The following is a 1,105-nucleotide window of genomic DNA, read 5'->3' as shown; positions in this document are numbered from 1 at the left end:
CAACCTGCGAACAACGTAGACTACAAAATTAGTCCATTTACTGTGAATCCTTCGTCCGGCACGGTGAACTTTAATCCTGGTCAAACTAGCGTTACTCTGACAATTAACAATCTTCCCGGTTTGACTGGTGGGGTGGTGAATTTGGGCTTTGGGTCAGGTTCGATCGGCACCCCGGCATCGACTGCAATTACTCTGCTTTAAGGCTGTTAGTAGAGCAAGGAATCCTTGCTCTACTAATATCATATCTGGTCGATTAACCATAATATAATCAGGAGCATTTGTGACAACTTAAGAAAAAGTGCAAATTGTCAAGGGGGTAGAACAAAACAGGTAAAATAGGATGAAACCTTTACGGGGAAAGCAGTTGAGCCAGAGTTGAACCTGTTATGATTCGCAAAAAAAGAATTAACCGAGATCATGCAAAGAAAAAAAATAGTCCCCAAATAGAAAATGGGTAGTAATAAATATGTAGTGAAATTTAATTACAGTCATTGAATACATAGGATAATTTTATAACTCACACAATCAAAATTTGTAATTTTAATATTTCTTGACGCGCTTGAATGTAGATTGAGTTAGAGTGATGCTATCATAAGTAACTATTGTAGGAATCCTTGATCTCTGCCAAAATTAATTTAGTCATATCATATGCTATCCTTACGACCAAATTGCCCTGACTGTGGTTCAAATCACAGAGTTAAAAATGGTAGAATTCACAATAAAAAGCCCAAATACAAATGTCAAAGTTGCGGTCGCCAAGAAAGTCGAGAATCCGACCAACAAAGTAATTAGCTCAGAAACAAAAGATTTAATCGATCGACTTCTTTTGGAGAAGATTTCTTTGGCTGGTATCGCTAGAAGCACGGGTGTTTCTCAAAAATGGTTACAGGATTACGTAAATAATAAATATGCCTCAATCGAACGCACAGTAAAGGTTAAACCTAAAAAAAAAGTCAGATTGAATGTTGAATGTGATGAACTGTGGTCATTTGTAGATAGCAAACAAAATAAGCAATGGGTGTGGCGCCGCAATGGATAGAGAAACCAGAGAAATTATTGGTGTTTATATTGGCGCTCGTAGCGAAGAAGGAGCAAAACAATTATG

Annotated in this window: 1 protein-coding gene and 1 pseudogene; both read left to right on the top strand. The window is 37.4% G+C overall.

Translation table 11 applies throughout. The annotated features are described in order from the left end of the window. Positions 1–201, top strand: a 201-nt coding sequence (locus QUA33_RS28135; RefSeq protein ID WP_333153073.1) for a hypothetical protein, incomplete at its 5' end; no start/stop codon positions are given. Positions 202–648: 447 nt separating this feature from the next. Next, positions 649–1,105 (top strand): annotated as a pseudogene (locus tag QUA33_RS28130) (IS1 family transposase); the annotation flags it as partial.

This window comes from Microcoleus sp. Pol14D4 (assembly GCF_036701245.1).
Taxonomy (GTDB): domain Bacteria; phylum Cyanobacteriota; class Cyanobacteriia; order Cyanobacteriales; family Microcoleaceae; genus Microcoleus.
This window is presented reverse-complemented; position numbering and strand designations above follow the sequence as displayed.